Annotated in this window: 15 protein-coding genes; 11 read left to right on the plus strand and 4 right to left on the minus strand. The window is 48.0% G+C overall.

The window, feature by feature from the left end:
- Positions 1-64 precede the first annotated feature (64 nt).
- The 4 genes from SFV55_RS01165 to SFV55_RS01180 all read left to right on the plus strand — a co-directional run bounded on the left by SFV55_RS01165 (position 65) and on the right by SFV55_RS01180 (position 2707).
- Positions 65-829, plus strand: a complete 765-nt coding sequence (locus SFV55_RS01165) for a ParA family protein (protein WP_320027609.1) — start codon at positions 65-67, stop codon at positions 827-829.
- Between the two features lie 169 nt (positions 830-998).
- Complete coding sequence (locus tag SFV55_RS01170; RefSeq protein ID WP_320027610.1) at positions 999-1493, plus strand: hypothetical protein; 495 nt, start codon at positions 999-1001, stop codon at positions 1491-1493.
- A gap of 153 nt (positions 1494-1646) precedes the next feature.
- Positions 1647-2081, plus strand: a complete 435-nt coding sequence (locus tag SFV55_RS01175; RefSeq protein WP_320027611.1) for a hypothetical protein — start codon at positions 1647-1649, stop codon at positions 2079-2081.
- An 8-nt stretch (positions 2082-2089) separates the two neighbouring features.
- The gene (locus SFV55_RS01180) at positions 2090-2707 is read left to right on the plus strand and encodes an SCO family protein (protein WP_320027612.1); all 618 of its coding nucleotides are present in this window, start codon (positions 2090-2092) and stop codon (positions 2705-2707) included.
- 88 nt (positions 2708-2795) lie between these two features.
- Here SFV55_RS01180 and SFV55_RS01185 read toward each other — a convergent pair whose 3' ends face one another.
- Positions 2796-3488: a porin family protein gene (locus SFV55_RS01185; RefSeq protein ID WP_320027613.1), complete on the minus strand. Its 693-nt coding sequence runs from the start codon at positions 3486-3488 to the stop codon at positions 2796-2798.
- Between the two features lie 297 nt (positions 3489-3785).
- Positions 3786-4769: a ligase-associated DNA damage response exonuclease gene (locus SFV55_RS01190; RefSeq protein WP_320027614.1), complete on the minus strand. Its 984-nt coding sequence runs from the start codon at positions 4767-4769 to the stop codon at positions 3786-3788.
- Positions 4770-4907: 138 nt separating this feature from the next.
- On the opposite strand from SFV55_RS01190, the gene polA reads away from it, so the two are divergent.
- Positions 4908-7715, plus strand: a complete 2808-nt coding sequence (gene polA, locus SFV55_RS01195; RefSeq protein ID WP_320027615.1) for a DNA polymerase I — start codon at positions 4908-4910, stop codon at positions 7713-7715.
- A 121-nt stretch (positions 7716-7836) separates the two neighbouring features.
- On the opposite strand, the gene SFV55_RS01200 is transcribed toward polA, so the two are convergent.
- The gene (locus SFV55_RS01200; RefSeq protein ID WP_320027616.1) at positions 7837-12567 is read right to left on the minus strand and encodes a two-component regulator propeller domain-containing protein; all 4731 of its coding nucleotides are present in this window, start codon (positions 12565-12567) and stop codon (positions 7837-7839) included.
- Positions 12568-12760: 193 nt separating this feature from the next.
- On the opposite strand from SFV55_RS01200, the gene SFV55_RS01205 reads away from it, so the two are divergent.
- The gene (locus SFV55_RS01205) at positions 12761-14539 is read left to right on the plus strand and encodes a hypothetical protein (RefSeq protein ID WP_320027617.1); all 1779 of its coding nucleotides are present in this window, start codon (positions 12761-12763) and stop codon (positions 14537-14539) included.
- Here SFV55_RS01205 and SFV55_RS01210 read toward each other — a convergent pair.
- Positions 14528-15412 carry an AraC family transcriptional regulator gene (locus SFV55_RS01210; RefSeq protein ID WP_320027618.1) on the minus strand — a complete coding sequence of 295 codons (885 nt, stop codon included), beginning with the start codon at positions 15410-15412 and terminating at the stop codon, positions 14528-14530. The two genes, SFV55_RS01205 and SFV55_RS01210, sit on opposite strands and share 12 nt — an antisense overlap.
- Before the next feature lie 141 nt (positions 15413-15553).
- Between SFV55_RS01210 and SFV55_RS01215 the strand changes: the two genes are divergently transcribed.
- The 5 genes from SFV55_RS01215 (at position 15554) to SFV55_RS01235 (ending at position 20142) form a co-directional block, all read left to right on the plus strand.
- Complete coding sequence (locus SFV55_RS01215) at positions 15554-16369, plus strand: phytanoyl-CoA dioxygenase family protein (RefSeq protein ID WP_320027619.1); 816 nt, start codon at positions 15554-15556, stop codon at positions 16367-16369.
- Positions 16369-17475, plus strand: a complete 1107-nt coding sequence (locus SFV55_RS01220) for an alcohol dehydrogenase catalytic domain-containing protein (protein ID WP_320027620.1) — start codon at positions 16369-16371, stop codon at positions 17473-17475. The genes SFV55_RS01215 and SFV55_RS01220 overlap by 1 nt, the downstream gene beginning before the upstream one ends.
- Before the next feature lie 130 nt (positions 17476-17605).
- The gene (locus tag SFV55_RS01225) at positions 17606-18400 is read left to right on the plus strand and encodes an alpha/beta hydrolase (RefSeq protein WP_320027621.1); all 795 of its coding nucleotides are present in this window, start codon (positions 17606-17608) and stop codon (positions 18398-18400) included.
- 43 nt (positions 18401-18443) lie between these two features.
- Positions 18444-19688, plus strand: coding sequence for an FtsX-like permease family protein (locus SFV55_RS01230; protein ID WP_320027622.1), 1245 nt, complete (start codon positions 18444-18446; stop codon positions 19686-19688).
- A gap of 22 nt (positions 19689-19710) precedes the next feature.
- Positions 19711-20142 (plus strand): hypothetical protein, encoded by a 432-nt coding sequence (locus tag SFV55_RS01235; RefSeq protein WP_320027623.1) that lies wholly within the window; start codon positions 19711-19713, stop codon positions 20140-20142.
- Positions 20143-20220 lie beyond the last annotated feature (78 nt).

A 20220-nucleotide genomic window follows, 5' to 3' on the forward strand; every position in this document is an offset into this window, starting at 1 on the left:
TTCGGCCTATTGTGTTTGCAACATTGTAAACACAAAAGCAGGCACGGGTCTATAAGTGATTTATATGGGTATCGTTATTTCATTGCTGAATCATAAGGGTGGTGTAGGCAAAACAACCAGTTCGATTAACATTGCTGCAGGCTTGGTTGAATTGGGTAAAAAAGTATTGCTGATTGACCTCGATCCTCAGGCCAACCTTACCTTGTCTTTAGGTATTCCAAGGCACCCGCAGTCCATTTACGAATCGATTCGGGGTGAAGCACCATTGGTTCCATATCCAGCTAAAGAAAACCTGGATATTGTGATCTCCACCCTTGACCTTTCAGGTGCAGAAATGGAATTGATCAACGAGGCTGGTCGGGAATATTTGCTCAAGGAACTCATTGACCCCATTCGTGGCGTGTATGACTTCATCATTATTGATTGCCCCCCCTCATTGGCTTTGCTGACTTTAAACGCACTGGCGGCCAGTGACACAGTTTACATTCCGCTGCAAACGGAGTTTTTGGCCATGCAAGGTTTGGCCAAAATCAAACAAGTTATCGATAAGGTAAAATTGCGCCTCAATAAGGGCCTTTATATCGGCGGCGTAATTGCAACGATGTACGATGCCCGCAAGGTCTTGAACCGCGATGTGGTGGAAACCATCAAAAAATACTTTGGAGAAATAGTGTTCAACACGATGATTCGCGACAACGTTGCCCTGGCCGAGGCGCCCTCTCAACGCAAAGACATCTTTGCCTACAGCCCCAATAGTCCTGGCGCCGAAGACTACCTGAACCTGAGCCGAGAGATCATCGAACGAACCAGTGCCAGGCACAAAAGCTAGAGTGAAGAAAGGGTGTGAGTGTGAAGTGTGACAGTGTGGGTGTGTTGGCCTTCCATTCCCGCAAGAAATTACACCAACCCATGGAAATCCCACGATTTAAATCGTGGGTTGTGGGAGGCCCCCATACAAACTCAGCCCACGAATTTATTCGTGGAAGAAAAAGGAAACAATGAGCAAAAAACGATTCACCGCCGGTCTTGAAAGCCTGCTTAGCAGCCCTGATGATGCTGCCTTGCAAGGCCATGTAATGTTATCGGCTGAATCGACCAATGCCAAAAGTAGCAATACCACCAGCGAAACAATCAGCCCCGAAGCCGGCAAAAAGGCCCAGGGCAAACGATTCACCGACGACCTGCAGGCATTTTTAATGGAAGCCTTTGAAGAGTCCTTTGAAAGGCAAATGCAACAGCTTCCGGCGGAAGCAGAAATCAAAAAGCGCAGTTCTAAACCCATGGAGGGCCTGGATGCGCTAATCCGCTCTACAGTTGAGCCTAAAGTGCAATTTGACCAACATGCTACCCGGCGCCTGACCCTCCAGTTTGACGAACGCAAACTGGAGAAACTCAAAGCCATTGCCCGGATGGAAAAAACCCTGTTGCGTGACATCATTGATGGTATCGTAGAGGAGTACATCGCGCGTTGGGAAAAGCAAAAACAACCATAGGGGCGAACCCATCTGGTCTTCCCATAGGCGACATTGGTCGCCCATTACACGGCAATCACATAGCGTAGCCCCTACCGATACAGACATCATTTCGCAACATTTCCCAACTCTTTTCCCTACCTTTGCGTCTCTGATTACCAAAATTTTTACATCATGAAAATACGTTTGATGATTGCGTCAATGCTGTTGATGGCCTTGGCGTTTGCTTGTGGCGGTACTGGTTCCGCAAGCGCAGGAGAAAAAATTGAAAAGGAAATGATGGCGGAGCACGACCGCATCATGCCCAAAATGGGGGAATTGAACGAACTGTACAAGGAAATGCGTCAGTACTTGTTTCTGGACACGACCATGACCATGGAAACCCGCGAAAACCTGAGCATGGTCACCGTCAACCTCAAAGAAGCGGAAGAATCCATGATGAACTGGATGAATGGCATCAGTGATCTGGAGTTGAACAAAGTTTCGATGAAGCCGGAGGAACTGGAAAAGTACCTCACCACCCAAAAGGATGAAATCACCCGCATTGGCCAGTTTACTGACGAAACCATCGAAAAAGCCAAAAAAGCATTGGCCAACCGTCCAAAATAACCTGATTTATGCGCAAATACTTGTTTTGGTTGCTAGCACCCTTGGCTGTAGGCTGTCAATTGGGTGCGCCAGATCAAAACGCTCCGCTGCCCATTTTAGGAGAGTTTGATGTGGTGAATGGGGATACCATCTATCATACCATTCGTGACTTTTCCTTTGTCAACCAGGATAGTCAGGTGGTCAACAATCAAACTTTTTCCGAGAAAGCTTATGTGGTAGATTTTTTCTTCATCTCCTGCCCTACTATTTGTCCTAAGGTAAAAAAACAAATGCTCCGCTTGTCCGAGCGATTCAAGGATGAAGACCGTTTGGTGCTCTTGTCTCATACCATTGATACCAAACACGATACGATTCCTCGTTTGAAGAAATTTGCGACAGACCTAGGCGTGGGGTTACCCCAGTGGCACTTCGTCACTGGAGAAAAAGATTCTATCTACAGCATTGCCAATGACTATTTCAGCATTGCGCAGGAAGATCCAAATGCACCAGGTGGTTTTGACCACAGTGGTCGTTTGATTTTGGTGGATACCAAGCGCCGGGTGCGTGCCTTTTGTGATGGAACCGATCCCAAGTCGGTAGACCAGTTCATGGAGGATGTGGCTCGTTTGTTGAAGGAAATGCAATAAAAGAAGGTCCAGAATTAGAAAGCCCCACCTGGCACTTCGACTTCGCTCTGTGACCGGGTGGGGCTTTCTAATTTTAGGGCTCGGTTGTTTAGTTCAGCGGCAGCGCAAAACCAGCCTGTACCGCAAATCCTCTGCTGCGGAAGGTTTCCTGCACCACTGGGATATCTGCGTTGGCAGTGAAGCCATGTTGATAACGGCCATCTAGGAAGAAGCGGCCAATGCCCGTGTTGATTTCCATACCTGCACCAGCAATACCTCCTACTTCCAGGCGGTTGTAATTGATGGCATCTAGGTCGATGTCCATGTCAAAAAGTTTGATCTCGATGATCCCGGAAGTTCTTGCAGTCAGTTTGCTGTTTAAGTTGTAGCCAAGATATGGGCCCACCTGAGCATAAAAGCGCACTGCATCCAGACCTGATTTCGCCTTGAACAATACTGGCAATTCCAGGGTATTGAAGCGAAAATCTGCGCGGGCACCCAGCGGGATTTCAAAATCACCAATCTTTACATCTTCATTCAGGTCATAACGAAAACCACGACCAGCATAACCCAATTCTGCTTGTACTGAAAAGTTGCCACCAAAATCAAGTTCTGCAAAAGCTGCAGTGGTATTGCCATAAGTATATTCTGCTTTAGGCGTCAGTTCGCTCAACAATTCGGATTGTTTGATGGTGCTCATCTGTAAACCCGAGCGTACCCCAACGTGCAACGTGCTTTGTGCATTAGTACCAGAAATAAAAGCCATGAACAAAGCTGCTGCCAGTAAGAACGTATTTTTCATCTTTCGTTTGGTTTTTTCGTAAGTGATGTTTGATGAAGCAAAGTTGCAGGCAGAATTTGTTAAATGGCGTTAAGCGCTAGTTAGCATAGTTTTAAAGTTGATGGGCGTTCCTAAATATTTAGTTAAAACAAATGGAATAATTTTAAAATGACGAATTTTTCGAATGACGAATGAGGAATTTGGAGCGTTGCCTTTAAAAAAGTTTGTTGAATACGAATAAATAGAAGTCCAATCTGAAGCTTACCCTTAATCTCGGGCGCTTCCGATCTATTCGTCATTCGAAAAATTCGTCATTTCCTATATTTCCCCCTCAAATTCCGTATGCTCTGCCCTAGCATCATACCCTTGCTCCCGCAACCACTGGCTAAACTGCTCGGTATATCCATGCGTAGCGACAATCCGCTCCGCCCCCGTAGCAACCACCGCCCGGTTGAGTTCGTCCCAATCGGCATGATCACTCAAAATAAAACCTCGGTCGGCATTGCGTTTGCTTATCGCACCTGGTAGGGCAATCCAGCCCGAAGCTATACCTACTGATGCTGGCAAAAAACGCCGCACCAAAGGTGAATCCAATGCATAAGGAGGTGTGATGATGATGGCCCCTTCCACTTGCCCCTTTTTGGTGCTTTGGGTCAATCGGTTGGAAGGTGGGAGTAAAATGCCTTGGGTACGCAGGATTTCGTTGACATTTTCCACCGAACCGTGGGTGAAAATCGGGCCAATTGCGGGGTCAAGGCCATGCATCAGCCGTTGAGCCTTACCCAGGGCATAGCCAGTGAGTACTGTCACCTTGCCTTCCACTCTGTTTTGCGCCCACCAGGCGTTGATGTCGGCAAAAATTGCTTCTTGCTTAGGCCAATGGTAAATAGGTAACCCAAAAGTACATTCGGTGATAAAAGTATGGCAACGGATGGGTTCAAAAGCTTCGGCTAAACCATCGTCTACTAGTTTGTAATCGCCTGAAGCGACCCACACCTCCCCCTGGTGCTCTACCCGAATCTGAGCAGAGCCTACAATGTGCCCGGCTGGGTGAAAGGAAAAACGTACACCGTTGATCAGGCGGCTTTCCCCGTAGTTTACCGTTTCAATGTTAATAGGCCCCAGGCGGGAGCGGATGACTGGCTTGGCGCTGCGCGTACAGAGGTAATGATCCGAGCCCCAGCGGGCATGGTCCCCATGGCCGTGGGTGATGAGGGCACGTTTGACTGGCTTCCATGGGTCGATATAGACCTCGGCAGGAGGGCAATAAATTCCGCGATCGGTAAATTCCAGCAAGGCCATAGAAAGAGATTTCAAACAAAGATCAAAAAATAAATATCATTTTATGAGATTAAAAAACTTTTTATCTTTTAGCACCTAGTTTCATTTCTCCTTTTCCCCAAATCCCCTTATCTTCCGGCTTGGAAACAAAAAGTCACCATGTCAGATAAAAAACTGTTCCTGTTAGACGGACATGCGTTGGTCTACCGCGCACACTTCGCCTTCATCACCCGCCCCCTAATCAACTCCAAAGGAGTCAACACCTCCGCCATCAACGGTTTTGTAAATCAGTTGTGGGATTTGATGCGCAATGAAAAACCCACCCATATTGCGGTAGCCTTTGATCCACATGGCCCTACTTTTCGGCACGACATGTACGAGCCTTATAAAGCCAACCGCGAAGAGCAGCCTCAAGACATTGGAATCGCCATCCCCTGGATTGAAAAAATTGTGCGGGGCATGAACATCCCCATCGTCATGGTACAGGGCTACGAAGCAGACGACGTCATTGGAACTTTAGCCAAACAGGCCGAAGCAGAGGGTTTCACTGTATACATGGTCACCCCGGATAAAGACTACGGCCAATTGGTTTCTGAAAACATCTTCATGTACAAACCTTCCCGCCAGGGCAATGGCATTGAAATCATGGGGGTTAAGGAGGTCTGTGAAAACTGGGGCATCAAACGGGTAGAACAAGTCATCGACATCCTCGGCCTCATGGGCGACAGCGTTGACAACATTCCTGGTATTCCTGGCTTTGGCGAAAAAACTGCAGCTAAACTGCTGGATCGTTTCGACTCGGTTGAAGGAGTGATTGCCAATGTCAACGAACTCAAAGGCAAGGAAAAAGAACGAGTAGAACAATACGCAGAACAGGCTTTGTTGTCAAAAAAATTGGCCGTAATTGAGACTCAGGTACCCATTCAGTTTGACGCCAACCAATACATCATCGATCCGCCCAACCGGGAAGTCTTATCGGAAATCTTTAAAGAGCTGGAATTTCGCTCTATCGCCAAAAGAATCTTAGGCGAAGAGGATGGTGGAACCACCCCAAGCCAAGCCGGCCCGGGCCAACAAGGATCACTCTTTGGCGATATCGAACCAGGGCCAGCCCCGCTCAAAGGTTCCAGTTTGTCCTCCCACTCGGTTGCGGAAAAAAACATCGACAATACCCCTCATCAATACCATTTGGTCAATACCCCTGAAGCCACCCAAAAATTGGCGGCCGAGTTGTCAAAACAAAAAGAATTTTGTTTTGACACCGAAACTACCCACGTGGAACCGACCCAAGCGGAGTTGGTAGGTATGTCCTTTTCTTACCAATCTGGAGAGGCTTTTTATGTGCCAGTGCCTGCTGGAAAGGATAAAGCCCAAGCCCTGGTTGAGGTTTTTCGTCCAGTGCTGGAAGATGAAAAAATCACCAAAATTGCTCAAAACCTGAAGTACGATGCCATCGTATTCAAATGGTACGGCGTAGAAATTAAAGGTGCCTACTTCGATACGATGGTGGCCCATTATTTGTTGGAGCCGGAAATGCGCCACGGCATGGACTACCTTGCGGAAACTTACTTGAGCTATTCTCCCGTTTCCATCGAAACCCTGATTGGCAAAGGTAAAGGGCAGCTCAATATGCGGGATGTACCGGTGGAAAAAGTTTGTGACTACGCCGCTGAAGACGCCGATATCACCTTGCAATTGAAACTGCTGTTCGCCCCTAAACTTGCGGAAGGTGGGGTACAGGAACTGTTTGACACCATCGAATGCCCCCTCATCAAGGTACTTGCCGATCTGGAGTACGAAGGCGTACGCATTGATAGCAACTACCTGGCGGAATACTCCCGTGAACTGGAGAGCCAGATCCTCAGCCTGGAGCAGTCCATTTATGAACAGGCCGGGGTTAAATTCAACATCGGATCGCCCAAACAGGTAGGAGATCTGTTGTTTGAGCGCCTAAAAATCCCCTACAAAGGGGCCAAAACCAAAACGGGTCAATATTCCACCGACGAAGACAAACTGCAAGAACTAGCCCCGGAATTTCCGATCATTCAAACCATACTGAACTACCGCGGGCTGACCAAACTCAAGTCAACCTACGTAGATGCTTTGCCCAAGATGGTCAATCCCCGCACCGGGCGGATTCACTCTTCCTTCAATCAGGCATTGGCGGCTACCGGGCGTTTGAGCTCCAACAACCCCAATTTGCAAAACATTCCGGTACGCACCCCGGAAGGGGCTAAGGTGCGCCGCGCCTTCATCCCCCGTGACGAAAACCACACCCTCTTGTCTGCGGATTATTCACAGATCGAGCTGCGGCTGATCGCTGAAATCAGCGAGGATGCAGCCATGTTGGAAGCTTTCCAAAATGGCCAGGACATCCATACGGCCACGGCCGCCAAGGTATTCAACGTTCCTTTCGATCAGGTGACCAGGGAACAGCGCTATCAGGCCAAAACGGTCAACTTTAGCATCGTTTATGGTGCTGGAGCTACCAACCTCTCTCGCCAGCTCAGCATCAAACGCACCGAAGCCAAAGAATTGATCGACGCTTATTTTGCCCAGTACAAAGGGCTCAAAGTGTACATGGATGGCGTAGTGGAAGAGGCGCGCAAAAGTGGCTATGTGACCACATTGATGGGCCGCCGCCGCTACCTACGCGACATCAATTCCAAAAGCTCTCTCGAACGCAGCAACGCCGAACGGATTGCAGTAAATACTCCCGTACAAGGCTCTGCCGCTGACATGATCAAGGTAGCCATGGTCAACATCCACCGGGAATTGCTGGCTCGTGGCTTACGAACCAAAATGATTCTACAGGTACACGACGAATTGGTCTTCGATGTTCCCACCGAGGAGTTAGAAATCGTCAAGCCGATCATTGTGGAAAAAATGCGTACTGCACTGCCCAAATTGAAAGTGCCGATTGAGGTGGGTCTGGGGACAGGATTGAATTGGTTGGAAGCACATTAGGAAAGTTGAGAGGTTGAGAAGTTGAGAAGTTGAGGCTACCGCGAGCGATTTTGACAAGGATAGTGTCAAATCGTTCGCGGTAGCCTCAACTTCTCAACCTCTCAATTCCTCAACTCACTCCCTATTTCGACTCCATCTTCTCCACACCGGTCCAATTCGCTGGCACCCCCGTCTCTGCCAGCTGCTGTGCTTTAGCCAGGAGGATTTTTGCAGCTGTATCCCGCGGATTACGCCGCAACACCTTATCTTTAAAAACTTCGGCCGCTGCCGCAAATTCACGTTCAAAATAGAGGTTTACGCCTTTTGAAAAGTCCTCCAGGGTAGATTGTTTGTACCACAACATTTCTGGCTCATCACCGTCGATGCATTCGTAAATGCCCAATTCTTGTTGTTTTCCTTTGACCAACACTTTCCCTAAAAATCGTAAATTAAAAGGAGTTTTGTCTTCGATCCCACGCAGGGAGTCCTCACTGACAAGGATATTAGCGCCGTAAAACTTGGTCAAACTTTCGATGCGAGAAGCGGTATTCACAGTATCAGAAATGGTGGCGGCATCCATCCGTTTGTCGTCGCCGATGATGCCCATGATCAAGGGGCCAGTGTGCATCCCCATCCCGGTGCGGATCAGGGAGCGGCCCTTGGTCAGGCGAGTCAGGTTGTAGGCACGGATGTTTTTTTGCATCAGGACGCAGGCTTTGAGTGCATCTTCGGGTTTTTGGGTAAAAATGGCCATGATGCCGTCGCCCAAGTACTGATTGATGAAGCCATGATTGGCCTGAACGATAGGGCCCAAGCGCCCGTGAAAAGCATTGACAAAACGGAAGTTTTCCTCAGGGGTCATTTTCTCCGATAAACCCGTAAAATCCCGGATATCGGAAAACAGCACCGTTACTTCTTTCTCCGTCTGATCGCCCAATTGTACGTCGACGATGCTCTCTCGACCAAGCGAGTGAATGAATTCAGTCGGCACAAAACGTCCGGTTGCGGTGTGAATGCGGTGCAAATTGAGGTGGGTATTCACCCGCGCCAAAAACTCGTCTTTGGTAAAGGGTTTGGTGATGTAATCATTGGCACCAGTATTGAGGCCATGTACCAAATCCTGCACCTGATTTTTAGCCGTAATCATGATCACAGGCAATTCCGAAGGCAGGAATTTTTTACGAATTTGTTCGCAGACCTCATAGCCACTCATGCGGGGCATCATCACGTCCAGCAATACGAGATCAAAATGTTTGCCATTGTTCAGGGCTTTGAGGGCGTCCTCCCCGTTGAGTGCAGAGGTAATCTCGTATTTTAAAGCACTTAAGTGACTTTTTAATACCTGCTGATTGATGGGCTCGTCGTCCACAACTAAAATGTGTACGAGCGCTTCACTATGATCAATAATAAGTGCCCCCGCTCCGTTTTTGGGGGCAGTTGAGCTTAGAGCACTTTCTTTTTTCCCAATCAGCGTAGCTACGGTTTCTTCCTGGGCTTTTTGCACCTCACTCAACAAATTGCGCAGGGTTCCTTTACTTTCTTTGAGGTTTGGGGCTTCCACTTTTTGGACCGGCATTTCACCTTCCGAAATGGCTTTGGGCAAACTAAAGAAAAACTTGGAACCCTTGCCTACTTCGGATTCTAGCCACATGGAGCCACCGTGTAATTCCACCAATTTTTTGGATATAGACAAGCCCAAGCCCGTACCTGAAAAAGCTCGGGTTGTAGAAGCATCGCCTTGGGTGAATTCCTGAAAAATAGCATCCATTTTTTCTGGTGCAATCCCCGAGCCAGTATCTTCCACACAAACCACCAGGTTATTGTCTTTTTCGCTGGTTTCGATTTTGATGTAACCCGTTTCGGTAAATTTCACTGCATTGCCCAAAAGGTTGTACAAAATCTGTTGCAAGCGGTTTTCATCAGCCAGTGCGGAGGGAAAATCCATAGGCACACTATTGAGTAACTCAATAGACTTGCCGGCCACCAGCGGCGAGATGTTTTTGAGTACCACATCGGCCATACTGTGCAAACTAATGGGGCGTTGATCAAGTTCAATATCGGCGTTTTTGAGTTTGGAAAAATCCAGGATGTCGTTCACCAAACTGTTCAGGCGTTTGCCTGAAGAAACCACCATCAACAAATTGGCTTTGCGCTCAGGGTCTTTTTCTTCTTCCAGCAAGGCTTCCGACAAACCAATAATGCCTTGCAAAGGAGTACGCAACTCATGCGAAGTATTGGCCAAAAACTGATCCTTGAGTTTGTCCACCTGCTGCAAACGCTCGTTCATGCGGCGTTCCTTCTCCAATTGTTCGCGCTCCTGCTGGAGTTCTTTTTCACGCTGTTTGAGGTATTGGCGCTGGGTTGCCATACGCCAGCGGTAAACCGAACCCACTATACCCGCCAACAAAGCCACAAAAAGCAAAATGGCCCAAACCGTTTGCCACCAGGGCGGAGTAATCAACACTTTGAGCGATTTGGGGCTGTTCATCCATAAGCCTTGGGCATTGGCCGCCCGCACTTTGAAAATATAAGTACCTGGCGGGACATTGACGTATTGCGCTGATTGTTCTCCTTTTACCTCTCTCCAATCCAGATCGTAATTCTCCAGGTAAAACTGCACCCGGTTGTGGACGGGATCGTCGTAATGAAAAACCGAAAACCCAATGCTGAATACATTAGCGCGGTGGCTGAGTCGAATCTGATCCATTTGTTCCAAAGGCTGGGGTAGGATGTCGTCTGTACCCGGCTGAACCATTTTTCCCCCAACACTTAGTTCATTAAAACTCAATTCCGGTGGAATGCCATTTTTGCGCATTTTGACCGGGTCAAAAACGAAAAAGCCGTTGTTGGTTCCTAGGCCCAGCTGCCCTTTACCCAGGCTGGTCAATTCATACAGGGTACTGGCAAACAACCCATTGCTACGGCTGTAATAGGAAAAGGCCTTCAGTTGAGGATTGTATTCAATGAGTTCGCTGGAAGTAGACATCCAGATATGGCCTTCGGGGTCTGCTTCCATAAAGTTGACCCTGCCAAGGGTAGCCGTACCCAATGCTCCGGAAGGTTTGATTTCTGTAAACTGAGCGGTCTTAGGGTCAAATTTATAAATGCCAACATCCTGAATAGCCAACCAGAATTTGCCTTCCTGATCTTGTAAAAGTGCGCTCAACATATTGCGCGGCACCTCATTGGGCCAAAAAGAAGCAATGTCGCCTGTATTCGGGTCGAAACGAAAAAAGCCTCCGCCCTCGTTGATCTGAGCGGTTCTTTCGCCAAAATTAAACCCGGCAGCCAGCCAAATTTTTCCACTTTTGTCCACGGTGGGGTAGGTGGCAAAAGTACCCCGGCTTAACTTTAAATCCTCCTGTTCTCTGAGCACCCGCTGTATGGGTTTGGACAGGGGAAAAGTGGGCAAATCATAAAATGCTAAAGAATCGATTTTGGGAAATAGGCGCGCCAAACCCTGAAACCCTGTGGAAATCCACAAAGAGCCATCTTTGGTTTGCAACATACCAGTAGGAAATTTTATTTTATTGCGGCCCAAATCCGCGAGTAAAGTGCCACTTGCTGAATATTTCAGGATACGATTGGGGGATAAAATCCAGATATTGCCGGAGCGGTCCTTAAAAATATGGCGGAGGTCCAGTTTGGCCAATTTGCGGCTCTCCGCATCCGAAGGCCAGGGCTCAAACGTTTTTTGATCCAAATGGTATTGAAAAAAACCTTCTTCGTTTTTCATCACCACCTCATTGGGGCCATTGCCCACCAGCCTGAACACAAAATTGATGCGCTCATCAGGGCGATCACTCAGACTGTAACGTTGCAAACGGTCCGAGTGGCGGCGGATTTTATACACCATCTTTCCCCGCTCGCCTGTAGAAACCAAAATGGTGCCGTCGCGGGTTTCACAAAGGCGAAAGCAATACCGGGAAGGCAGGCGTTGCAGGGGGTGGCGACCCTGTTGCAAGGCAACTATACTTCCATCCGCAGGATCATAAATATTGAGGCCACCACCAAAGGAACCAATCCATAGTTTTTTATGCTGGTCTTCGTGGATGAAACTCACCTGAGACCAAACCTGTTCAGTCGGGTCGTTGGGGCTTTTTCCCTTCCAATTCATGGGGTCAATATCCCTTCGGGTAAAGCGGCGTTTGTTTTGATCAAAGTTGTAAAGCCCATTGTTGTTGGTACCCACCCATAATTGGCCTTTTGAATCTTCCTCAAGTGCCATAATCGCATTGGCGGGATTATTGCCGAGGTTCAGATCAAAGCGGGTGAAAGTGCTATTGCCGGGGCTATAGCGGCTGAGGGTGAGACTGTTCGCACCGCTGCCGCCAACCCAAAGGATCCCATTCTGATCGATCAGCAAGGATTTGATGCTCTTGGCCCCGACACTTTTGGGGTCATCAGGGTCATACATAAAGCGGGTAAAACGTTTGGTTACTGGATCAAGTCGGTTGAGGCCGTCTTCTGTACCCACCCAAATGTTTCCTACATTGTCTTGTACCATACAGGTTACCAGGTTGTTGCTCAAACTGGTCAGGCGATTGGGTTCGTGAACAAAACGGGTGAAGGTTTCCGTTTTGCGGTCAAACAAATTCAATCCGAATTCATAGGTTCCTACCCAAAGGTTGTTGTTTCGGTCTACCAAGCACCATTCGATATAGGAACTGGATAGCGAGTTGGCGTTTTGTGGATCGTGATACCAACTCTTGTATTGAAAGCCATCATAACGGTGCAAACCATCGTGAGAAGCAAACCAAATGTAACCTTCCTTATCCTGGATAATATTGTTGACACTATTCCCCGCAACATCTCCCGGCAATTCCAATAAATTGACGTGGTAACCAGGCGTAAACTGAGCGAACAGTTGCATTGTGAACAGACACAAGCAGCAGGAAAAAATAAAGCGTGAGGTATAAAAATAGCGTTTCTGCATGTTCCTTTTTCAAACTCTGATAAACAAATATAACCAATTTAAGGATAAGTGAAGGGACAATGTTATTTTTGAATTTTAGAGCTTGTTTCGCTTTTTTACAAGCTATACACCCTCAAAAGCAAACTTACCGATGCGCTGTTATAACTTAACAACAGCCAGACAACACCTTGCGCAGGTCACCGCCTTAATTCTGGATGGCCAACAACTGGAACAAGTTCCAAGTGAGGTATGGCAAATGCCTCAGTTGGAGACTTTGGATTTAAGGCGCAATGCGATAAAGGTATTACCCGAAACGATGGGAGAACTCAAAGCCCTGAAATTTTTATTACTTGGGAACAATCAGCTGCAACAAATCCCCCATTCTTTGCCCAATTTGGTGCAAATCGACCTCAGTGCAAACCGCTTTTCCCAATTCCCTGCTGCTTTGGCCCAATCGAATCTACTTCAAAAGATCAATTTTAGTTCAAACAAGCTGCACAAATTCCCAAATTTAACATTTCTGGCACTCAAAGAATTGAAGTTGTCGGGCAATAAAATAGCAACCTTCTTACTTTCTGCAATTTTTTTACCCCAATTGGAAAAACTGTATCTATCGCACAATCGCCTGGAAAAGCTGGAAATTGAAGGTGTTTTTTCATCACTGGACACCCTTGATTTTGCCAATAACCAATTAAATATTTTGCCAGACAAGTTGATGGCAATGCCTTTTTTGAGGCATCTTTATGTCAACCACAATCAATTGAAGCACTTGCCCAACACACTTGGTCATTGCAATTGGCTCAAGACCTGTCACCTCGCCAAAAATAAGCTCAATAATTTGCCTGATTATTTCATGAGCTTTCAACGCCTGGAGGATCTTGATTTGAGTGGGAATACTTTTGGCAGGCTGCCCCATTTACCCGCTTCTATCCGCAAACTTGATCTGGCTTACAATCAATTGACCCAAATCCCGGCCAGCCCCGTTCTACCTACAGCTTTGCGGCAGCTGGACCTCAGCCACAACCCACTTCAACACATCACTGCTCTAAAGAAATGCAGTCATTTGGCCCATTTACATCTCAAAGGTTTACCTGCTGCGGATTTAGCTCAGGATTTGTTGGCAATGCCAGCGCAGATAGCCATAAAAAGTAGCAGCAAAAATCCCCAATGGGCAAACTTGCTGAACTTTGTGCGGGCTTGTCAGCGCAAACAAACTTCCCTCGAACATAAATCCTTACTTTGGGAGGCACATGAAGGAAAAACGCCTTTGATCAACTTGCCGCTGAACCTGGTATTGCAGGGCATGAACCTGGGCATACCCACTTTCCAGCAGCAACTGCGGAGGCACTTGTTAGAAGAGCGTTCGCAAGCCCTAAAGGAGATATCTACAACCTCTATTCCTGCCCTGGCCATCATTGGACGCAGCACTCAAACCGTACAGGAGCTAAAAATTCGCCTGGAGCAAAAAGGGATCCGCTTATTGAAAGCAAATCAATGCCATTTTTGGGTTTTGGGAAAAGCCCCATATCCTACTAACTTGCCTGCTGAACAGGGTATTCACTGGCTAGATGAGCGTGGACTAGAGCAATTGCTCGGTACAAACACCCCAAATTTCGATGAAACAGAGCAACAGAATCTCTTAAAACTCTTGCTGCACCAAGATCCTGAATGCGTACAACTTGCCCTACAATTATTGAGTCAGCATGGGGTTCCATTGACAGTCTTGCCCTACTTGTACCTGGTTTGGCGATGGACCAAGACTGAAAAACTTCGCCGAGATTTGCGGGCCTTACTCGAACGTCACTGGCCTGCTCAAGCCCTGGATATGCTGCGCAGTCGGGAGAAAATAAGCCAGGAGGTTTCCAGTGAAATACTCGAAAAAAGAGCAAAAGAAATCCTGGAAGTTTTGCAAAAGTATTCAGGGTTTTGAAGCGACAAGTGGCAAACTCAAATGGTACTTTCGATACTGCAGAGGAGTCTGCCCCAATGCCTTTTTGAATTCCTTGTTGAAATAAGATACGTTCCCAAAACCGCTTTCAAAACAAATTTCCTGCACAGGTTTTTCACTGGAAGCCAGCAACTGACAGGCATGTTTGATGCGGAATTCTGTGAGCGCATCCACAAAAGTTTTCCGGGTGATTTTTTTAAAATACCGACAAAAGGCGGTCGGGCTAAGATTGGCGATTTGAGCCATCTGCTCCAAAGAGATGTTCTCCCGAAAATTTTCAATCAAAAAAGTATAAATCCTTTGGAAACGTTCGGTTTCAACGGGGGACAAGACTTGTTGGGAAAAAAACAGGTCGATCCGCTCCGTTTCCGAAGAAAGAGCAATGCCATGTAACAAATCGAACAGGAGCAATAAGCGGGGGAAGCCCTGCAAATGCAGGCCAGAGCGCATTTTTTCCGCAGCAATATCCCGTGTTTTTCCCTTGATCAAAAGCCCAGCCTGCGCTTTTTGGAATAGCTGCTGAATGGCCATTAACTCTGGTAAAGTCAAAAAAGTTTCACCCGCAAAATCGGCCCTGAAATGGATCACAATGGCCTGCGCTGCATCCATTTCAGGGGGCTCCACTTCGGCATTGAGCCAACAATGGGGAATATTGGGGCCAAGCAATACCAGGTCTCCCGCCTCGTAATGGGCTACATGTCCACCCACCAGGCGTTTGCCCTGGCTTTTTTCAATCAGGGTCAATTCCAGTTCAGGATGGTAATGAAAAGGTGCGTTGAAGCGAGGCAAGCTAAAACTACTGTACCCAAAAGAGTGGCCCCCGGCATGGCTCACTTTTTCATAAAAAGCCTTCATGGTAAAAGAGAATTAGCATTCATTCACTAATAAACACCAGCGATTGGCTAAAATTACACCATTTTTGGCAAAAAATGACAAAGTCAATCCCGGTTGCCCATGGTACATTTGTAAAACGTGAATTTCCAAAATCATCCTAATATGTCACCAATCAGCACTCTGCCTAGCTTAGATTCTACCTATGCTATCTCAGCCCAACAACAAACCGAATACCAAAAAAATGGCCATATCCTGCTACGAAATATCCTTTCTGAAGAGGAAATAGCTGTTTACCGCGAAGTCATCGTAGCCGCTGCCGATCGTTTCAACACCGAGAAGCGCAAAATGGAAGAACGCGACACCTACGGCAAAGCCTTCCTCCAAATCATGAATCTCTGGGAAGTAGAAGAAGCCGTACGCCAATACACCCTAGCCAAACGTTTTGCCAAAATTGCTGCCGACCTGATGGGGGTTGAACGGGTGCGTTTGTACCACGATCAAGCCTTGTTTAAAGAACCCGCTGGTGGGCATACCCCCTGGCACCAGGATCAATATTACTGGCCTATCGATACCAATAACACCATTACCATGTGGATGCCCTTGGTGGACATTACCGTGGAAATGGGCATGTTGACCTTTGCATCGGGTTCCCAGGAATTGGGCTTTCTTGGCAATTTGGCTATCTCCGACGACTCAGAAGAGGTATTGGGCAATCTGGTAAAAGAAAAAGGTTACCCCATCTCCCAACCCGCCAGTATGAAGGCTGGCGATGCCACTTTCCATGCAGGCTGGACGCTACACTCGGCACCAGGCAACAACTCGTCGAATATGCGCGAGGTGATGACGGTCATTTTCCTGGCCGATGGTGCCATTGTGTCAGAACCCAAAAATCAACACCAGGAAGCGGACCTCAAACGTTGGTTGATGTCCAAACCCGTAGGCAGTCTTATTGATTCAGCCCTCAACCCATTGATCTGATGTGGTGCCAGGCCGCTATTGCCGATGGGAAAGGCCATTTTGTCATCGACAGCATCGAGATTCAAGCTCCTCAGGGAGACGAAGTCCTGATCGAAATCAAGGCTGCTGGAATTTGCCATACCGACTGGGATTCCCAATCCTGGGGCAAGTCCCTCATCATGGGCCACGAAGGCGCAGGTATTGTGGCTGCTTGTGGGACAGCGGTGAGCAGCCTGAGCGTCGGCGATCCGGTGATGCTCAACTGGGCCATTCCCTGCTACAAATGTTTCCAATGCCTGGAAGGCAACCAACACCTCTGCGAACGCAATTCCGCCGTAACAGCAGGAAACAAAGTCAGTGGAGGGCATGCTAGCTTTGCCTCTACCAGCTATCAGGGGCAAGCCATCGAGCGGGCTTTTAGCCTGGGTACCATGGCGGAGTACGCCCTGGTGCGCGAAGCTGCTTGTGTCAAAATCCAGGTGCCAATGCCTTTCCCTTCCGCAGCTATCGTTGGCTGTGGAGTGATGACCGGTTACGGATCAGTGATCAACGCTGCCAAAGTTAAGCCGGGTACATCGGTAGTTGTATTGGGTACTGGCGGGGTTGGGCTCAATGTGATCCAGGGTGCCCGCATCGCCGGAGCAGGAAAAATCATCGCCATTGATGTGAATCCCCAGCGCCTCGAAATGGCCAAAACCTACGGCGCAACCCACCTCTTGCTGGCGGACAAAGCCGATGCTGGTTTGTTGCAAGCCGCCCAAATCGTCAAAAGTATGACGGAGGGCCGGGGTGCGGATTACGCTTTTGAATGCACCGCTATACCTGAATTGGGGGCCGCCCCCCTGGCCATGGTACGCAATGCAGGCATGGCCATTCAAGTAAGTGGAATTGAACAGGAGATCAACATCGACATGAACCTGTTCGAATGGGACAAAATCTACATCAATCCCTTGTATGGCAAATGCAAGCCCCAACTTGATTTCCCTATTCTGCAAAACTTGTACGCCCGAGGCGCTTTATTGTTGGATGAAATGGTCACCCGAACCTATGCCCTGGCAGACCTTGCGCTGGCTTTCGCAGACATGCATGCGGGGAAAAATGCCAAAGGGGTGATTGTTTTCGACTGAAGTTGAAGGCTATCGCAAAATCGAGTACGCCTTTCCGAAAGGTTTCGCCTTTCGGAAAGTTCTTTAGCGCAATATTGTGCTTAGCGTAAAGTTACAGTTACCCAAACCCTAGAATCTTAAAATTCTCTTCATGGAAACCCAATTTTTCACCACCAGAGCAGCCGAGAACGTTGGCCTTCATTGGATTACCGTTAAAAGTAACGCCCTACAAAAACGCGCCGACATTTCGGTGTTTGTACCTAAAGGCGTAACCCTTGAACCGGGACTGCCTCTGGTCATCCTTTTGCACGGCGTATACGGCAGCCACTGGGCCTGGACCGCTTACGGCCAAGTGCACGAGACTGCTCAGCTGTTAATTGATCGTGGGGAGATCACCCCAATGATTCTGGCCATGCCTTCCGATGGTTTGTTCGGGGACGGCAGCGCGTATGTGCCCCATCAACAGGAAAATTACGAAAGCTGGATCACGGAGGATGTTGTGCAGGTGATGCGCGAACAATTCCCGGTAATCACTACTGACTCTCCTTTGTTCATCACAGGACTGTCGATGGGGGGCTTTGGGGCTTTGCGGCTGGGGGCCAAATACCCCCGGCTTTTTCGGGCTTTTTCCGGTTTGTCTTCCATTACCCATTTTGAGCAACTCAAACTCTTTGTCGCCGATTTTCCGGCACTCCAGGCAGCTGCCCGGGAACAGGATGGTGTATTGGATTGGTTGCAAAAAAACCGGGCGCAAGTCCCCAGTTTTCGATTTGACTGCGGATCGGAAGACCTTCTGATCGAGTTCAATCGGCAACTGCACAAGGCCCTGACCGATCTGAACATTCTTCACTACTACGAAGAATTTCCTGGCGGTCATTCCTGGGAATACTGGCAAACCCACATTGCCAAAACCCTGCTTTTTTTTAATGCCTGTTTAAATAAATAAGTTGACCTTCACTTTGTAACTTTGCTCCTCAATTGTACTGCAAATGCCCTTTTCTTTTCGATTATACAACCAGGGTTTGATTTGGCGGGTAGCCCGGCGCTATCTTTTTGCCAAAAAATCCACAAACATCATCAACCTCATCACAGGTATTGCTGTGTTTGGTTTGGCAGTAGGTGCGGCAGCTCTGGTGCTGATTCTTTCGGTGTTCAATGGTTTTGAAGAAGTCATTAATTCACTCTACAGCAGTTTTAACCCCGACATCAAAATTACCCCTGCGCAGGGCAAAACCTTTACCATTCAGGGCGAGTTGTACAAAAAACTGGAAAAAATTCCGGGCGTAGCTTTTGTTTCCCAAACCCTGGAAGAGGTCGCCTTTTTTGAATACGATGGCAAACAGGACTTTGGTAACCTCAAGGGGGTAGACGACAATTTTGTCAAAGTTACCCAACTCGATTCCACGGTGCGGGAAGGCAGCTATCAACTCCGCAATGGAGATGTAGATATGGCCGTTGTCAGCATGGAAATGCGCAATCAATTGGCCATCAACATCGATGATTTTATTTCGCCGCTCGTGGTGTACATGCCCAAACGCAAGGAGGCCGGGGCGCTCGACCAACAATTTCGGCGCGACATCACCTACCCTTCGGGCACTTTTGCGGTTCAGCAGGAGCACAATGGTCAGTATGTCCTCACCACCCTGGATTTTGCCCGTGCCCTGCTCAATATGCCCGATGCAATCAGCGCGCTGGAAATCAAAATCAAAGCCGATGCTAATTCCCGACAAGTAGCCAAGGCCATCTCCGATTTGTTGGGCCCTGAGTTTGTGGTCAAAGACCGCTACCAACAACAGGAGGCTTTTATGAAACTCATGCAGCTGGAAAAATGGATGAGTTTTGCCATCGTCAGCCTGATGTTGCTCATGGTAGCTTTCAATATGATCGGTGCGCTGTGGATGATCGTACTGGAAAAAAAGAAAGACATCTCCATCCTCAAGTCGATGGGCGCACGGGATAATACCATCCGCAATATTTTCCTCGCGGAAGGCCTCTTGCTTACCATTTTGGGTGTTGCGCTGGGTTTTGTGCTGGCCTTGTCGATTTATTTTTTGCAAAAGCAATTCGGCATTGTCTCTATGCCCGGTACCTTTGCGGTAGATGCTTATCCTGTGAGCATCAGATTTATCGATTTTGTAGTTGTATGCATTACCGTACTGACCATTGGTGGGCTTGCCTCTATTCCTCCTGCTTTGCGAGCCCGACAAATTCCAACGGTAGTGCGCGAAGAGTAAATAAAAACAAAACCAAATTGGATTGCAATTATTAACATTGATTAATTGTGATTTGGTGCGTACCTTTGCGCCGCTGAAAAAAATCATCATGAGCAATTGGGAAGCGGAGTTTGAGTGGTTGCGGATCCGAAATCTGGTCCAAAAAACTTTTGGAAAAGAGGCATTACCCGATTTGAATGCAGTATTGTTCCTCATTGGCATCCAGGAGCAGGGTCGCTGGAAAAAAACATACTCTAAGGAAGAAAAACAAGACTTGATGCACATCGCCGTTTGTCGCCTGTTGAGTTATGATGGGTACTATCGTTTTGTAGGGCGAGATGCCGATGGTTGGCCGCATTACGAATTGGTGATGCCCCTGGAAACCCGTGGGGTAGAAGCACAAGAAGAATACCTCAAATCCAAAGTAATCCAATATTTCCGGGAATTGGAAGCGGAGAATGGTGGCTTGGAATAGTGAAAAAGTTGAGGAGTTGTGGGATTTTTTCTGCCGCGGGCCCGACCGGGACAGAGGGGGGGCGCCGGGGCGGGGGGG

Source organism: Haliscomenobacter sp. (genome assembly GCF_033763495.1).
Lineage (GTDB): Bacteria > Bacteroidota > Bacteroidia > Chitinophagales > Saprospiraceae > Haliscomenobacter.

Bases quoted from the DNA above. Each gene is read 5' to 3' on its own strand.
- SFV55_RS01165 (WP_320027609.1), top strand. From the start codon at position 65: ATGGGTATCGTTATTTCATTGCTGAATCATAAGGGTGGTGTAGGCAAA.
- SFV55_RS01170 (WP_320027610.1), top strand. From the start codon at position 999: ATGAGCAAAAAACGATTCACCGCCGGTCTTGAAAGCCTGCTTAGCAGC.
- SFV55_RS01175 (WP_320027611.1), top strand. From the start codon at position 1,647: ATGAAAATACGTTTGATGATTGCGTCAATGCTGTTGATGGCCTTGGCG.
- SFV55_RS01180 (WP_320027612.1), top strand. From the start codon at position 2,090: ATGCGCAAATACTTGTTTTGGTTGCTAGCACCCTTGGCTGTAGGCTGT.
- SFV55_RS01185 (WP_320027613.1), bottom strand. From the start codon at position 3,488: ATGAAAAATACGTTCTTACTGGCAGCAGCTTTGTTCATGGCTTTTATT.
- SFV55_RS01190 (WP_320027614.1), bottom strand. From the start codon at position 4,769: ATGGCCTTGCTGGAATTTACCGATCGCGGAATTTATTGCCCTCCTGCC.
- polA (WP_320027615.1), top strand. From the start codon at position 4,908: ATGTCAGATAAAAAACTGTTCCTGTTAGACGGACATGCGTTGGTCTAC.
- SFV55_RS01200 (WP_320027616.1), bottom strand. From the start codon at position 12,567: ATGCAACTGTTCGCTCAGTTTACGCCTGGTTACCACGTCAATTTATTG.
- SFV55_RS01205 (WP_320027617.1), top strand. From the start codon at position 12,761: ATGCGCTGTTATAACTTAACAACAGCCAGACAACACCTTGCGCAGGTC.
- SFV55_RS01210 (WP_320027618.1), bottom strand. From the start codon at position 15,412: ATGAAGGCTTTTTATGAAAAAGTGAGCCATGCCGGGGGCCACTCTTTT.
- SFV55_RS01215 (WP_320027619.1), top strand. From the start codon at position 15,554: ATGTCACCAATCAGCACTCTGCCTAGCTTAGATTCTACCTATGCTATC.
- SFV55_RS01220 (WP_320027620.1), top strand. From the start codon at position 16,369: ATGTGGTGCCAGGCCGCTATTGCCGATGGGAAAGGCCATTTTGTCATC.
- SFV55_RS01225 (WP_320027621.1), top strand. From the start codon at position 17,606: ATGGAAACCCAATTTTTCACCACCAGAGCAGCCGAGAACGTTGGCCTT.
- SFV55_RS01230 (WP_320027622.1), top strand. From the start codon at position 18,444: ATGCCCTTTTCTTTTCGATTATACAACCAGGGTTTGATTTGGCGGGTA.